General features: G+C 70.7%; 10 protein-coding genes. 7 read left to right on the top strand and 3 right to left on the bottom strand.

The genetic code is table 11. From position 1 onward, the window contains the following. Positions 1 to 60: 60 nt before the first annotated feature. A complete protein-coding gene (locus WBQ80_RS01080; RefSeq protein ID WP_336570306.1) occupies positions 61 to 2,139 on the top strand; it encodes a DNA gyrase/topoisomerase IV subunit B in 2,079 nt (692 codons plus the stop codon). Between the two features lie 46 nt (positions 2,140 to 2,185). Here the strand turns inward: WBQ80_RS01080 and WBQ80_RS01085 are convergent, their stop codons facing one another. Both WBQ80_RS01085 and WBQ80_RS01090 read right to left on the bottom strand, forming a co-directional pair. After that, complete coding sequence (locus WBQ80_RS01085; protein WP_336570305.1) at positions 2,186 to 3,520, bottom strand: FAD-binding oxidoreductase; 1,335 nt, start codon at positions 3,518 to 3,520, stop codon at positions 2,186 to 2,188. Between the two features lie 130 nt (positions 3,521 to 3,650). Further along, a complete protein-coding gene (locus tag WBQ80_RS01090; protein ID WP_336570304.1) occupies positions 3,651 to 6,119 on the bottom strand; it encodes a DNA gyrase/topoisomerase IV subunit A in 2,469 nt (822 codons plus the stop codon). A 75-nt stretch (positions 6,120 to 6,194) separates the two neighbouring features. Here WBQ80_RS01090 and WBQ80_RS01095 point away from each other — a divergent pair, with 75 nt between their 5' ends. Further along, on the top strand, positions 6,195 to 7,340 hold the full coding sequence (locus WBQ80_RS01095) for an alkaline phosphatase family protein (protein WP_336570303.1): 1,146 nt from the start codon (positions 6,195 to 6,197) through the stop codon (positions 7,338 to 7,340). Between the two features lie 20 nt (positions 7,341 to 7,360). Here the strand turns inward: WBQ80_RS01095 and WBQ80_RS01100 are convergent, their stop codons facing one another. Next, positions 7,361 to 7,939 (bottom strand): DUF3043 domain-containing protein, encoded by a 579-nt coding sequence (locus WBQ80_RS01100; RefSeq protein WP_336570302.1) that lies wholly within the window; start codon positions 7,937 to 7,939, stop codon positions 7,361 to 7,363. Positions 7,940 to 7,979: 40 nt separating this feature from the next. Here WBQ80_RS01100 and WBQ80_RS01105 point away from each other — a divergent pair, with 40 nt between their 5' ends. From WBQ80_RS01105 to WBQ80_RS01125, 5 genes are all read left to right on the top strand, one after another. Next, a complete protein-coding gene (locus WBQ80_RS01105; protein ID WP_336570301.1) occupies positions 7,980 to 9,431 on the top strand; it encodes a dipeptidase in 1,452 nt (483 codons plus the stop codon). A 117-nt stretch (positions 9,432 to 9,548) separates the two neighbouring features. Beyond that, the gene (gene erpA, locus WBQ80_RS01110; protein ID WP_336570300.1) at positions 9,549 to 9,899 is read left to right on the top strand and encodes an iron-sulfur cluster insertion protein ErpA; all 351 of its coding nucleotides are present in this window, start codon (positions 9,549 to 9,551) and stop codon (positions 9,897 to 9,899) included. Between the two features lie 198 nt (positions 9,900 to 10,097). Beyond that, complete coding sequence (gene ctaC, locus WBQ80_RS01115; protein ID WP_336570375.1) at positions 10,098 to 10,991, top strand: aa3-type cytochrome oxidase subunit II; 894 nt, start codon at positions 10,098 to 10,100, stop codon at positions 10,989 to 10,991. 6 nt (positions 10,992 to 10,997) lie between these two features. Beyond that, the gene (ctaD, locus tag WBQ80_RS01120) at positions 10,998 to 12,734 is read left to right on the top strand and encodes an aa3-type cytochrome oxidase subunit I (protein WP_336570299.1); all 1,737 of its coding nucleotides are present in this window, start codon (positions 10,998 to 11,000) and stop codon (positions 12,732 to 12,734) included. Then, positions 12,735 to 13,178: a cytochrome c oxidase subunit 4 gene (locus WBQ80_RS01125; protein WP_336570298.1), complete on the top strand. Its 444-nt coding sequence runs from the start codon at positions 12,735 to 12,737 to the stop codon at positions 13,176 to 13,178. The last annotated feature ends 26 nt before the right edge of the window (positions 13,179 to 13,204 follow it).

Genomic DNA, 13,204 nt, shown 5'->3' on the forward strand with positions numbered 1-13,204 from the left:
TTCGCTCAGCGCGAAGCGCCTGGCCGGCATCGGGGGTCGCCCTCAGTAGGCTTGTCCGACGTGAGCTCCGACTATTCCGCCCGACATCTCTCCGTGCTCGAGGGCCTCGAGGCCGTCCGCAAGCGACCGGGCATGTACATCGGCTCGACCGACTCGCGCGGCCTCATGCACTGCCTGTGGGAGATCATCGACAACTCCGTGGACGAGGCGCTCGGCGGTCACGGCAGCGAGATCGACGTGGTGCTGCACGCCGACGGCAGCGTCGAGGTCCGCGACCGCGCGCGCGGCATCCCGGTCGACGCCGAGCCCAAGACGGGGCTCTCCGGCGTCGAGGTCGTCTTCACGAAGCTGCACGCGGGGGGCAAGTTCGGTTCGGGCTCCTACGCCGCGTCCGGTGGCCTGCACGGCGTCGGCGCGTCGGTCGTCAACGCGCTGTCGGAGCGCCTCGACGTCGAGGTCGACCGGGGCGGCGCCACGTGGGCCATGTCGTTCCATCGCGGTGAGCCCGGCGTCTTCGCCGACCGCGGCGCCCCGTCGCCGCAGTCGCCGTTCACACCGTTCGAGCAGTCCAGCGAGCTGCGCAAGGTCGGCCGGGTCGCGAAGGGCGTCACGGGCACGCGGGTGCGCTACTGGGCCGATCCGCAGATCTTCACCAAGGGCGCAACCTTCCAGCTCGACGACCTGCTGAACCGGGCCCGGCAGACCGCGTTCCTCGTCCCCGGCCTCGGGATCTCGGTGATCGACCAGCGCGGCGCCGAACCGGAGACGCATCGGTTCCGCTTCGAGGGGGGCATCTCCGAGTTCGTCGAGCACCTCGCCGTCGACGGCCCGGTGACCGACGTGTGGCGCCTCACGGGCGACGGGCGATTCACCGAGACCGTCCCCGTGCTGAACGACCACGGCGCCATGATCCCGACGGATGTCGAGCGGCACTGCCACGTCGACATCGCGCTGCGCTGGGGCACCGGGTACGACACCGTCGCGCGCAGCTTCGTGAACATCATCGCCACGCCGAAGGGCGGAACCCACCAGGCGGGATTCGAGCAGGGACTGCTGAAGTTCCTCAGGCAGCAGGTTGAGCAGAACGCCCGCCGCCTGAAGGTCGGCAACGACAAGATCGAGAAGGACGACGTGCTCGCGGGCCTCACCATGGTGCTCACGGTGCGCCTGCCCGAGCCGCAGTTCGAGGGGCAGACGAAGGAGGTGCTCGGCACCCCCGCCGTGCGCTCGATCGTCGCCTCGGTCGTGCAGAAGGCGCTGGGGGAGCGCTTCGCCTCCACCAAGCGCGACGACAAGGCCCAGACGTCGCTCGTCCTCGAGAAGATCGTCTCCGAGATGAAGGCGCGTATCTCGGCGCGGACCCACAAGGAGACCCAGAGGCGCAAGAACGCGCTCGAGACCTCCTCGCTGCCGGCCAAGCTCGTGGACTGCCGGTCCTCCGATGTCGCCCAGAGCGAGCTGTTCATCGTCGAGGGCGACTCGGCGCTCGGCACGGCGAAGCTCGCGCGCGACAGCGAGCACCAGGCGCTGCTGCCGATCCGCGGGAAGATCCTGAACGTGCAGAAGGCGAGCATCGCCGACATGCTGGGCAACGCCGAGTGCGCGTCGATCATCCAGGTGATCGGCGCGGGCTCGGGGCGCACGTTCGACCTGTCGGCGGCGCGCTACGGCAACGTGATCATCATGAGCGACGCGGATGTCGACGGCGCCCACATCCGCACCCTCCTGCTGACCCTCTTCTTCCGCTACATGCGTCCCATGATCGAGGACGGCCGCGTGTTCGCCGCCGTGCCGCCCCTGCATCGCGTCGTGGTGATGAACCCCGGCTCGAAGCCCAACGACGTCATCTACACCTACTCCGAGGCGGAGCTCACGGGCGTCCTCGCCACGCTGCGCAAGCAGGGCAAGAAGTACCAGGACCCGATCCAGCGGTACAAGGGCCTCGGCGAGATGGACGCCGACCAGCTCGCGACCACCACCATGGATCGGCAGCACCGCACGTTGCGCCGGGTCGGGGTCGCCGACGCCGAGAACGCCGGACGGGTGTTCGAGCTGCTCATGGGCAACGAGGTCGCGCCGCGCAAGGAGTTCATCGTCGACAGCGCGGCGGCGCTGACGCGGGACCGCATCGACGCCTAGCGACCGCGCGCCCGATGATCGCGAGCGCGGGTCGCGCGGAGCGGGCTCAGGCGCGGCTCGGGGCGATGTTGTGGTTCAGGTGGAACACGTTGCCGGGATCGTACTCGTCCTTCAGCGCGCGCAGCCGAGCCAGGTGCGCCTCGGGATACGCGCGTCGGACGCCCGCCGCACCGTCGTCGCCGAGCGCGTTCACGTAGGCGCCGTCCGCATACGGCTCGAGCGCACCGGCGTACCGCCGTGCGGCCGCCATCCGCCGTTCGTCCTCCGCGGGATCGCTCCACCGGGAGGCGGCCACGAACTCGAACGCCGTGGCACGGCGCGCGAACGCCGTCGCATCCGCGGGCACGTCCGCGATGGCGCCGCCGTAGGCCTGCAGGCTCACGGCGGGAAGGTCCGCCCCCTTCCTCGCGAGGATGGCGTCGATGACCTCGTCGCCGAGCGCCGTGAAGTAGTGTCCCTTCCAGTAGCGGCGCCACGCGTGGCCCTCGACGTCGTCCTCGCGGGTCTGGAGCTGCAGGTAGGTCAGCGGCTCGACGACCCGCCTCGGTTGCGGACCCGCCGACCCGAGCGCGGCGCCCAGCCGGTCGGCGAGCGCCGCACCCTCGGTGCGCGCCCCCACCCAGACGAACCCGAGCGACACGGTGTCCGCGTCGATCGTGGCGTTCCAGGTCGCGCGGCGATCGACCCCCTGGCCGAGGTCGCGCCAGGCTCGCATCGCCCCGGCGGCGCGTTCGACGGGCAGCAGGAACGCGACCGAGAGCGCTTCGCCGGGCTCGGGATGCAGTGCGAACCCGAACTCCGTGACGATGCCGAAGTTCCCGCCGCCGCCCCGCAGGCCCCAGAACAGCTCGGGATGGGTCTCGGCGTCCACGCGCAGGATCTCTCCTCGGGCGGTCACGAGCTGGAACGACACGACGTTGTCGCACGCCAGGCCGTGTTGCCGCGCGAGCCAGCCCATGCCCCCGCCGAGCGTGAGGCCGCCGACGCCGGTGTGCGACACGTTGCCGGCCGTCGTGGCGAGGCCGTGCTGCTGCGAGGCGCGATCGAGTGCGCCGAGCAGCGCTCCACCCTGCACGCGGGCCCGCCGGGCGTGCCGGTCGACGACGATGGCGCCCATCGGCCGGAGGTCGATCATGAGCCCGTGATCCGGGACCGCGTGCCCGGTGATCGCATGGCCGCCGCACCGGACGCCGACCTCCAGCGCGTGCTCGGCGGCGAACCGCACCGCCGCGGCCACGTCGTCCGGGTTCGCGCAGGCCACGATGAACCGGGGTCGGCGGTCGACCATGGCGTTCCACACCGCCCTGGCGTCGTCGTAGCCGGCGTCGCCGGGTTCGAGCACGGTGCCCTCGACGGCGGTGCGCAGCTCTCGTGCGGTCATCGAGCACCCCTCGCAGGCCGGGCGCGACCGCGCCCGGGGTGCATCCCGGTTCGCGCCGCTCGGTCAACGGTGAACCTGCCATGCCGCGACGGGTCCGTCAAGGCGCGGGCGTCGCCCCCGCCCGCCGCGCTCAGCGGATGGCGCGGCCCACGACCTGCACGACCGCCTCGAGCGGCTGACCCGATCCGTCCCGCTTCGCGCCGCCCTCCGGCAGCGGGCGGACCGCGCCGTCCGTCGCGAGCGCGTGGGCGGGACCCGGACCGACCCAGGCGACGGCGAGCGCATCCTGCCCCTTGAGGAAGCGATGCGCGCGCACCCCGCCGGTGGCCCGTCCCTTGCCGGGGTACTCGGCGAAGTCGGAGACCTTCGCCGCGCCGGGGTCGGCGCCCAGCAGGGTGTCGCTCGCCGCCGCGACCGTCACGACGACCGCGCCCTCGACGTCGGGCCGCGGCAGCGCCTCGAAGTCGATCGCGCGTGCGCCCGGGGCGAGCTTGATGCCCGCCATGCCGCCCGCCGGACACCCCTGGGGTCGCACGGCCGAGGCGGGGAAGTGGAGCAGCTGGGCGTCGCTCGTGACGAAGACCAGTTCGTCGTCGTCGCCGCCTTGAGCCGCACCGACCACCTGATCGCCGGGCTTCAGCGCGATCACCTCGAAGTCGGGGCGGGCGGGGTGGCCCCCCGGAGCGACGCGCTTCACGACGCCCTGCTCGGTGCCGAGCACGATCGGCTTCGCCGACTCGAGCGAGACGACCGCGAGCACGCGCTCGTCGCGGTCGGTGAGCGCGAGGTACTCGGTCGCCTTGACGCCGGCCGCGAGGTGGACCGAGTTCGCGGGCAGCACGGGGAGTTCGAGCGGTGAGAACCGGATCAGGCGGCCCTTCGAGGTGACCGCGCCGATCTCGCTCCGGCTCGTCGTGTCGAGCTCCGAGCGGACGGCGTCGTGCTTCGCACGCCGGGCCGGGGGTGTCACCTGGACCGCGGCGGCGCCCTCGGCCGCGTCGACGCGCGCGATGCGGCCGGTCGCGCTCAGGATCACGCGGCACGGCACGTCGGCGTGCTGCAGGTCGGCCGGGTCGACCGCCTTCCGGGTCTTCGGCTGCACCCTCGCCTCGGTGAGCATCGTCCGGCGGGGCGTGCCGTACAGCTCGGCGGCCCGGGTCAGCTCGTCGCCGACCTGCGCGCGGATCCGGGCGTCGCTGCCGAGCAGCTCCTCGAGGTCGGCGATCTCGGCGAGGAGCTGGTCGCGCTCGGCTTCGAGCTCGATGCGCGAGAACCTCGTCAGCCGGCGGAGGCGCAGCTCGAGGATGTACTCGGCCTGGAGGCGACTGAGGTCGAAGACGTCGATGAGGCGCGAGCGCGCGGCATCCGCGTCGTCGCTCGTTCGGATCACCTGGATGACCTCGTCGATGTCGAGGATCGCGATGAGCAGGCCCTCGACGAGGTGCAGGCGCTCGCGGCGCCGTGCGAGGCGGAACTCGGAGCGCCGCGTGACGACCCGGATGCGGTGGGCGAGGTACACCTCGAGGAGCTCGCGTAGGCCGAGCGTCTGCGGCTGGCCGTCGACGAGCGCGACGTTGTTGATGTTGAAGCCGTCCTCGAGCGGCGTGAGCCGGTAGAGCTGCTCGAGCACGGCCTGCGGGTTGAAGCCCGTCTTGACCCCGATGACGAGGCGCAGGCCGCGATTGCGGTCGGTCAGGTCGGTGACATCCGCGATGCCGGTGATCTTCTTGGCGTTGACGCCGTCCTTGATCTTCTCGATGACCTTCTCGGGGCCGACGAGGTAGGGCAGCTCGGTGACCACGAGTCCGGTCTTGCGTGCGGTGAGCTGCTCGATGCTGACCCTGGCGCGGGTCTTGAACGAGCCGCGGCCGGTCGAGTACGCATCGCGGATGCCCGCGAGTCCGACGATCGTGCCGCCGGACGGGAAGTCGGGGCCGGGCACGAATTCCATGAGCTCGTCGAGCGTCGACCGGGGATGCTCGAGCAGGTGCCGCGCGGCGGCCACCACCTCGACGAGGTTGTGCGGCGCCATGTTCGTCGCCATGCCGACCGCGATGCCGCTCGCCCCGTTGACCAGCAGGTTCGGGATGGCGGCCGGCAGCACCTCGGGCTGCTGATGCGAGTTGTCGTAGTTCGGCACGAAGTCGACGACGTCCTCGTCGAGGTCCTCCGTCATCGACATGGCCGGCGGTGCCATGCGCGCCTCGGTGTAGCGCGCGGCCGCCGGCCCGTCGTCGAGCGAGCCGAAGTTGCCGTGCCCGTCGACGAGGGGCACGCGCAGCGTGAAGGGCTGGGCGAGCCGCACGAGCGCGTCGTAGATCGCCGAGTCCCCGTGGGGGTGCAGCTTGCCCATGACCTCGCCGACGACGCGCGCGGACTTCACGTGCCCGCGGTCGGGCCGGAGGCCCATGTCGCTCATCATGTAGAGGATGCGCCGCTGGACGGGCTTCAGCCCGTCGCGCGCATCGGGGAGCGCACGCGAGTAGATGACCGAGTAGGCGTACTCGAGGAACGACCCCTGCATCTCCTCGGCGACGTCGACGTCGTCGATCCGCTCGGCGATCTGGGCGGCGGGGGACTCGTTCTTGCCTGGGCTCATTCGTCGTCTCTGGGCGGGCGCGATGGGCGCGCGGGGGAACGGGGACCGCGCCCGGCCTGTGCCAGACTGGGCGCGATGCCTGCAATGCTACCGGTCCCCGCCGACGGAGCCCCGCGGCTCACCGCGGTCCTGGGTGCCGCGCTCGCGAGCGTCTCCGGGACGCCGAAGGAGCTGGGACTGCCGCCGGCGTCGTCCGCGGTGGTCGTCCTCGTCGACGGGCTCGGCGCCGCGAACCTCGCCGCACGTGCGGGTCACGCCCGCACCCTCGTCGGCCGGATGGGCCGGCGCGACGTCATCCGGACCGTCTTCCCCTCGACGACGGCGGCGGCGATCGCGAGCTTCGCGACCGGGGTCCTGCCGGGCGTGCACGGCCTGATGGGCTACCGCGTGCCCGACCGCCGCAACGACCGGGTCGTGAACCAGCTGAGCGGATGGGACGAGCTCATGGTCCCCGAGGAGTGGCAGCCGCATCCCACCGTCTTCGACCGGTCGACCGAGCTCGGCATCCGGGCCGTCGCCATCGGCGGCACCCGGTACGCGACCTCCGGCTTCACGCGCGCCGTGCTGCGCGGTGCCGAGTACCGTGCCGGCGCGACCGTCGCGGACCGGTTCGCGGAGGCCCTGCGCGTCGTGCAGGAGGGCCCCGCGCTCGTCTACGTGTACGTCTCCGAGCTCGACCAGATCGCACACGCGCACGGGTGGGAGTCGGATCGCTGGATCGCCGCGCTGGAGTCGCTCGACGCCGAAGTCGCGGCCTTCGAACGACGGATGCCGCGCGGCGTCGGGCTGCTGGTGACGGCCGACCACGGCATGGTCGACGTGCCCGCGCATCGCCACGTCTTCGTGGACTCGCGGCCGGAGCTGCTCGACGGCGTCCGCCACGTCGCGGGGGAGCCGCGATGCCTGGGGCTGGTCCTCGAGCCGGGGCTCAACGACGACGCCCGTGCCGCGCTGCTCGACGGATGGCGGGAGGCCGAGGGTTCCCGCGCCTGGGTGATGTCCGGAGAGGAGGCCGTGGCGGCCGGGCTGTACGGCGACGTCGACGCCCGCAACCGCGATCGCATCGCCGACGTCCTGATCGCCGCACGGAGCGGCGTCGCGTACTACGACCGGCGCGACGCGGACCGGCGCGGCGAGTCGATGATCGGCCAGCACGGCTCGATGACCGACGACGAGACGCGCATCCCGCTCATCCGGATGGGAGCCTTCTCGCGCCCGTGACCGCGGCGGAGCCCGCCGGATCAGGCGGGGTACTGCCCGCGCTTCACCTGCGGCTTCGGCAGGCGGAGCGGACGCAGCTGCAGCGCGCGCATCGCGGCGTACCAGCGCACGCGCTCGACCTTGTCGGCGCCGAACTTCGCCGCGAGCTTGCGCTGCAGGACGACGCCCAGGATGATCACGTCGACCACCGAGATGAGGAAGAACGCCCACAGCGCGAAGATGCCGATCGTCTGCACCTCGTAGCTCGGGACGAACGTCAGGATGATGACACCGAACATGACGGGGATGAGGATCTCCCCGATGCTGAAGCGCGCGTCGACGTAGTCGCGGACGTACTTCTTCTGCGGGCCGCGGTCACGCGCCGGGAGGTACTTCTCGTCGCCGGCCGCGAGGCCGAGGCGGGCGCGCTCGCGCGCGTCGGCGGCCTTGGCGCGGGCCTGGCGGGCCGCCTCCTTGCGGTCGTTCGGCACCAGGGGGCGCCTGCGGGCCGCCTCGCGCTCCGCGCGCGTCGGGGTGGGGGCGCCCTTGCCGACCTTGGGCGCGGCGTCGCCGTCGCCGGTCTGGGGAGCGGGGAGGTCGGTACTGGGGTGCTTTGCCACGGGAGTCCTCGTCGATTCGGTTCGCCTTAAGATTACCCGCATGACCGACCCGCGACCCGACGTCCTTCCCGCCCGCGACCCCGCCGAGGACTCCGACCGGACCGCCGTGGTCGACCGGCTCCGCGAGGCGGTCGAAGCGGGATTCCCCACCACGATCGCCGAGCTCACGCGGCTCGTCCGCATCCCGTCGGTCTCGTGGGCGGCGTTCGACCCCGAGCACGTGGCCGCGAGCGCCGACGCCGTCGCCGAGCTCGTGCGCGGACTCGGCGTCTTCGACGTCGTCGACATCCGGCGCGCGGCGGTCGGGCCCGAGGAGGGCGCCGCCCTCGGCCAGCCCGCCGTGGTGGCCCGCCGTGCCGCCCGCGACGGACGCCCGACCGTGCTCCTCTACGCGCACCACGACGTCCAGCCGCCGGGTCGCGACGAGGACTGGGACTCCGCGCCGTTCGAGCCCACCCTGCGCGGCGACCGCCTGTACGGCCGCGGCGCGGCCGACGACAAGGCGGGCGTGATGGCGCACGTGGCCGCCGTCCGCGCGCTGGTCGAGGTCGTCGGCGACGACCTCGACCTCGGCATCGCGCTCTTCATCGAGGGCGAGGAGGAGTTCGGCTCCCGCTCGTTCGCCGCCTTCCTCCGCGAGAACCGCGACCTGCTCGAGGCGGACGCCATCGTGGTCGCGGACTCGAACAACTGGGACGTCGACACGCCGGCCCTCACGGTCGCCCTCCGCGGCAACGTCACGTTCCGGCTCACCGTCTCGACCCTCGACCACGCCTCGCACTCCGGCATGTTCGGCGGTGCGGTGCCCGACGCGATGCTCGCCACCGTGCGCCTGCTCGACTCCCTGTGGGACGCCGACGGCGCCGTCGCCGTCGCGGGGCTCCGATCGGCCGGGCTGACGACGCCGGCCTACGACGAGGCGCAGCTCCGCGCCGAGACCGGACTGCTCGACGGGGTCGCGCCGATCGGACGCGGCAGCATCCTCTCGCGCATCTGGGCGCAGCCCTCCATCACCGTCACGGGCATCGACGCCCCGTCGGTCGCGAACGCGTCGAACACGCTGCTGCCGACCGTGTCGGTCCGCGTGAGCGCCCGGATCGCGCCCGGCCAGGACGCCGAGGAGGCGCTCGAGGCGCTGCGCGCGCACCTGCACGCGAACGCGCCGTTCGGTGCGCACCTCGCGATCGACGACGTCGACACCGGGCAGCCCTTCCTGGTCGACACGACCGGCTGGGCCGTGGCCGAGGCCAAGGCGGCCATGGCGGAGGCGTGGGGGCGGGACCCGGTCGACATCGGCGTGGGCGGCTCGATCCCGTTCATCTCCGAGCTCGTCGAGGAGTTCCCGTCGGCCCAGATCCTGGTCACGGGGGTCGAGGACCCGGACTCGCGTGCGCACAGCCCGAACGAGTCGCTCCACCTCGGCGTGTTCCGGCGCGCGGTGCTCGCCGAGGCCGCCCTCCTGGCGCGCCTGCAGGCCCGGGCGGCGGGCTGAGCCCGTCGCCCCGGTGCCCCGCACCCGACGGATGCCGCGGCCGCGCGGGCTCCTCGGGGGAGACGCCCTGCCGGCGCGGGTACAATCGTGGTACCGAAGACCATCCCGAGGAGTGACATGAGCGACACGATCACCGACGCCGCCCAGGGCGTGAAGCTGAGCGAGCCCGCCGCCGCGAAGGTGCGCAGCCTCCTCGAGCAGGAGGGTCGGGACGACCTCCGACTTCGCGTGGCGGTGCAGCCCGGCGGATGCTCCGGACTCATCTACCAGCTCTACTTCGACGAGCGGATGCTCGACGGCGACGCCGTGGTCGACTTCTCCGGCGTCGAGGTCGTGGTCGACAAGATGAGCGTGCCGTACCTCGACGGATCGACGATCGACTTCGAGGACACCATCCAGAAGCAGGGCTTCACGATCGACAACCCCAATGCGCAGGGCAGCTGCGCGTGCGGCGACTCGTTCCACTGACGGCGACCCGTTCCCGCGAAGGGAGATCCGCTCCGGCGGGTCTCCCTTCCGCATTTTCCGCCGGCGGTCCGTCGTTTCGTCGCACATCTCGCTGAATGCGAGCCGAGCGTGCACGACCCGGGTGCCGGTTCGGAGTAGGCTAGGTCCGATCAATGCGCTTCGATGAGAAGCGCCTTCGAGTCTCCCGAAAGGTCACCGGTGCGCCACAATCGCCGTCTCCGATGGGCTGCTGTTCCGATCGCAGCGACGCTCAGCCTCGTCCTCGCCGGATGCACGCAGGCACAGCTGAACGGATTCCTCCCCGGGTTCGTCGAGGGCGAGCCGCCCACGACCAACCACGCCGAGCGCATCTCGGGCCTCTGGGTCACCTCGTGGATCGTGCTGCTCGTGGTCGGCGTCATCACGTGGGGCCTGACGATCTGGGCCGTGATCGCGTACCGGCGTCGCAAGGGCCAGACCGGACTCCCGGTCCAGCTGCGCTACAACATGCCGATCGAGGTGTTCTACACGGTCGTCCCGCTGATCCTGGTCCTCGGGTTCTTCGCCTTCACGGCGCGCGACCAGGCGGCGATCGAGGAGCGCTTCGCCGAGGACGAGGTCGACGTCAAGATCGAGGCGATCGCGAAGCAGTGGGCGTGGGACTTCAACTACGTCAACGAGGACGTCTACTCCGCCGGCATCCAGGCCCAGCTCGACGACGAGGGGCCGGCCGGATCCGTCAAGCAGGAGGAGCTGCCGACGCTCGTGCTGCCGGTCGGCGCGAACGTCGAGATCGCCCTCGAGGCTCGCGACGTGATCCACTCGTTCTGGGTGGTCGACTTCCTCTACAAGAAGGACATGTTCCCCGGCAAGACCAACTACATGTCCTTCGTTCCCGAGCGCGAGGGCACCTACGCCGGCAAGTGCGCCGAGCTGTGCGGCGAGTACCACTCGCTCATGCTCTTCAACGTCGAGGTCGTCTCCGAGTCCGAGTACGAGGACTACATCGACTCGCTCCGCGACGCCGGCCAGGAGGGCCAGCTGTCGACCGAGTACGACCGCAACCAGAACAAGCCCGGCACGGGCGCGCCCGAACTGAAAGAGGAAGAGTAAGCCGCGATGAGCACCACAACCGCACCGGCTCGCCCCAGCGCGACGTCGCAGCCGTTCGGCGCCTCGAAGGTCGAGCGCAAGGGCAACATCCTGGTCAAGTGGATCACCTCCACCGACCACAAGGTCATCGGGTACCTCTACCTGATCACCTCGTTCATCTACTTCCTCATCGGCGGCGTGATGGCGCTCATCATCCGCGCCCAGCTGTTCGAGCCCGGCCTCGAGATCGTCCAGACCCGTGAGCAGTACAACCAGCTGTTCACGATGCACGGCACGATCATGCTGCTGATGTTCGCGACGCCGCTGTTCGCGGGCTTCGCCAATGTCCTGATGCCGCTCCAGATCGGCGCGCCCGACGTGGCCTTCCCACGGCTGAACGCGTTCGCGTACTGGCTCTTCAACTTCGGCTCGCTCATCGCGGTGGCCGGCTTCTTCACGCCGCAGGGCGCGGCATCCTTCGGCTGGTTCGCCTACCAGCCATTGGCCTCGACGACCTTCTCACCGGGGATCGGCGGCAACCTCTGGATGCTCGGCCTCGGCATGTCCGGCTTCGGCACGATCCTCGGCGCCGTGAACTTCATCACGACGATCATCACGATGCGCGCGCCGGGCATGACCATGTTCCGGATGCCGATCTTCACGTGGAACACGCTCGTCACGTCGATCCTGATCCTGATGGCCTTCCCGGTCCTCGCCGCGGCGATCCTGGCGGCGTCGGCCGACCGCATCTTCGGCGCCCACATCTACGATCCCGAGAACGGCGGTGTCATCCTCTGGCAGCACCTGTTCTGGTTCTTCGGGCACCCAGAGGTCTACATCATCGCGCTGCCGTTCTTCGGCATCGTGTCCGAGATCTTCCCGGTCTTCAGCCGCAAGCCCATCTTCGGATACAAGACGCTGATCTACGCGACCATCGCCATCGCGGCGCTCTCGGTGTCGGTGTGGGCGCACCACATGTACGTCACCGGCTCGGTGCTGCTGCCGTTCTTCGCCCTCATGACGATGCTCATCGCCGTCCCGACGGGCGTGAAGATCTTCAACTGGATCGGAACGATGTGGCGTGGCTCGATCACGTTCGAGACGCCGCTCATCTGGGCGCTGGGCTTCCTGATCACCTTCGTGTTCGGCGGGCTCACGGGCGTCATCCTCGCGTCGCCGCCGCTCGACTTCCACGTCTCCGACACCTACTTCGTGGTCGCGCACTTCCACTACGTCGTCTTCGGCACCGTCGTGTTCGCGATGTTCGCGGGCTTCTACTTCTGGTGGCCGAAGTGGACCGGCAAGATGCTCAACGAGACCCTCGGCAAGTGGCACTTCTGGCTGCTCTTCATCGGCTTCCACACGACCTTCCTCATCCAGCACTGGCTGGGCGTCGTGGCGATGCCGCGCCGGTACTACTCGTACCTGCCCGAGGACAACATCACCTGGATGAACCAGCTGTCGACGTTCGGCGCCTTCATCCTCGCGGTGTCGATGATCCCGTTCTTCCTCAACGTGTACCTGACCGCACGACGCGCGCCGAAGGTGACCGTGAACGACCCGTGGGGCTACGGCGGATCGCTCGAGTGGGCGACCAGCTGCCCGCCGCCGCGCCACAACTTCACGTCGATTCCTCGGATCCGCTCCGAGCGCCCCGCGTTCGACCTCAACCACCCCGAGGCGGGCATCCCCGTGGGCATCGGTCCGGCGAAGGACGCGCCCGAGGCTCCCGTCTACGATGCCGACACCAAGGAAGTCAAGTAGATGCGCACCAACGTCATCCTCTTCTGGGTCCTGACCGGATTCTTCGTCCTGGCCGCCGCCGTCTACGCCTTCTGGTCGTCGATCGACGGTGCCTCGCGGATCGCGAACTCGTTCAGCCCGGGGCCCGAGTGGGCCGGGACCGTCGCGCTCGCACTGACGGCGATCCTGAGCGCGTTCATCGCGTTCTACCTCGGCCGGGTTCGCAAGGAGCAGGGCGGTGAGCTCCCCGAGGACCGCCTCGACGCGAACATTGACGACGGCGACGCCGAGCTCGGTTTCTTCAGCCCGTGGAGCTGGTGGCCGATCCTCCTTGCGGCCGGGGCAGGCCTCGCGTTCCTCGGACTCGCCGTCGGGTTCTGGATCACGTTCATCGCGGTGCCGCTGGCCCTGATCGCCCTCGTCGGGTGGGTCTACGAGTACTATCGCGGCAACTTCGCGCGCTGAGTCAGCGCGGACGACGCCCCGGCCGG

It is taken from the genome of Agromyces sp. CCNWLW213, assembly GCF_037199545.1.
Classification (GTDB): domain Bacteria; phylum Actinomycetota; class Actinomycetes; order Actinomycetales; family Microbacteriaceae; genus Agromyces.

Excerpts from the sequence above, each read along its gene's own strand:
- WBQ80_RS01085 (WP_336570305.1), bottom strand. The coding sequence starts at position 3,520 with ATGACCGCACGAGAGCTGCGCACCGCCGTCGAGGGCACCGTGCTCGAA.
- WBQ80_RS01090 (WP_336570304.1), bottom strand. The coding sequence starts at position 6,119 with ATGAGCCCAGGCAAGAACGAGTCCCCCGCCGCCCAGATCGCCGAGCGG.
- WBQ80_RS01095 (WP_336570303.1), top strand. The coding sequence starts at position 6,195 with ATGCCTGCAATGCTACCGGTCCCCGCCGACGGAGCCCCGCGGCTCACC.
- WBQ80_RS01105 (WP_336570301.1), top strand. The coding sequence starts at position 7,980 with ATGACCGACCCGCGACCCGACGTCCTTCCCGCCCGCGACCCCGCCGAG.
- erpA (WP_336570300.1), top strand. The coding sequence starts at position 9,549 with ATGAGCGACACGATCACCGACGCCGCCCAGGGCGTGAAGCTGAGCGAG.
- ctaD (WP_336570299.1), top strand. The coding sequence starts at position 10,998 with ATGAGCACCACAACCGCACCGGCTCGCCCCAGCGCGACGTCGCAGCCG.
- WBQ80_RS01125 (WP_336570298.1), top strand. The coding sequence starts at position 12,735 with ATGCGCACCAACGTCATCCTCTTCTGGGTCCTGACCGGATTCTTCGTC.